Origin of the sequence: Hathewaya limosa, from assembly GCF_030815255.1 — a bacterium.
GTDB lineage: Bacteria > Bacillota > Clostridia > Clostridiales > Clostridiaceae > Hathewaya > Hathewaya limosa.
The window spans coordinates 1-1,392 of record NZ_JAUSWN010000053.1; the positions used below are offsets into that span (position 1 = coordinate 1).

Annotated in this window: 1 rRNA gene; it reads right to left on the reverse strand. The window is 52.0% G+C overall.

The features are described from left to right. Window positions 1–63: 63 nt before the first annotated feature. Window positions 64–1,392 (reverse strand): 16S ribosomal RNA (locus QOZ93_RS13995); the annotation flags it as partial.

A 1,392-nucleotide genomic window follows, 5' to 3' on the forward strand; every position in this document is an offset into this window, starting at 1 on the left:
TCAAAATTAAACAGAGTAGATACTCGCTACTATAAGAACATCGTCTTATAGAATTCTCCTTAGAAAGGAGGTGATCCAGCCGCAGGTTCTCCTACGGCTACCTTGTTACGACTTCACCCCAATCATCGATCCCACCTTCGGCCGCTGGCTCCTTGCGGTTACCTCACGGACTTCGGGTGTTACCAACTCTCATGGTGTGACGGGCGGTGTGTACAAGGCCCGGGAACGCATTCACCGCGACATTCTGATTCGCGATTACTAGTAACTCCAGCTTCATGTAGGCGAGTTTCAGCCTACAATCCGAACTGAGATTGGTTTTATGAGATTTGCTCCACCTCACGGTCTTGCTTCTCTTTGTACCAACCATTGTAGCACGTGTGTAGCCCTGGACATAAGGGGCATGATGATTTGACGTCATCCCCACCTTCCTCCTGGTTACCCAGGCAGTCTTGCTAGAGTGCTCAACTTAATGGTAGCAACTAACAACAAGGGTTGCGCTCGTTGCGGGACTTAACCCAACATCTCACGACACGAGCTGACGACAACCATGCACCACCTGTCACCAAGTTCCCCGAAGGGCACTCCCGTGTTTCCACAGGATTCTTGGGATGTCAAGCCCAGGTAAGGTTCTTCGCGTTGCTTCGAATTAAACCACATGCTCCGCTACTTGTGCGGGCCCCCGTCAATTCCTTTGAGTTTTAATCTTGCGATCGTACTTCCCAGGCGGAGTACTTAATGTGTTAACTGCGGCACCGAAGTATTGAAACCCCGACACCTAGTACTCATCGTTTACGGCGTGGACTACCAGGGTATCTAATCCTGTTTGCTACCCACGCTTTCATGCCTCAGCGTCAGTTACAGTCCAGAAAGCCGCCTTCGCCACTGGTGTTCTTCCTAATCTCTACGCATTTCACCGCTACACTAGGAATTCCGCTTTCCTCTCCTGTACTCTAGATACCCAGTTTGGAATGCAGCACCGGGGTTGAGCCCCGGGATTTCACATCCCACTTAAGTATCCGCCTACGCATGCTTTACGCCCAATAAATCCGGACAACGCTCGCCACCTACGTATTACCGCGGCTGCTGGCACGTAGTTAGCCGTGGCTTCCTCCTCAGGTACCGTCATTATCGTCCCTGAAAACAGAGCTTTACAATCCGAAGACCGTCATCACTCACGCGGCGTTGCTGCGTCAGGGTTTCCCCCATTGCGCAATATTCCCCACTGCTGCCTCCCGTAGGAGTCTGGGCCGTGTCTCAGTCCCAATGTGGCCGATCACCCTCTCAGGTCGGCTACGCATCGTCGCCTTGGTGAGCCGTTACCTCACCAACTAGCTAATGCGCCGCGGGTCCATCTCAAAGCGGATTACTCCTTTAATCATTTCAACATGCATT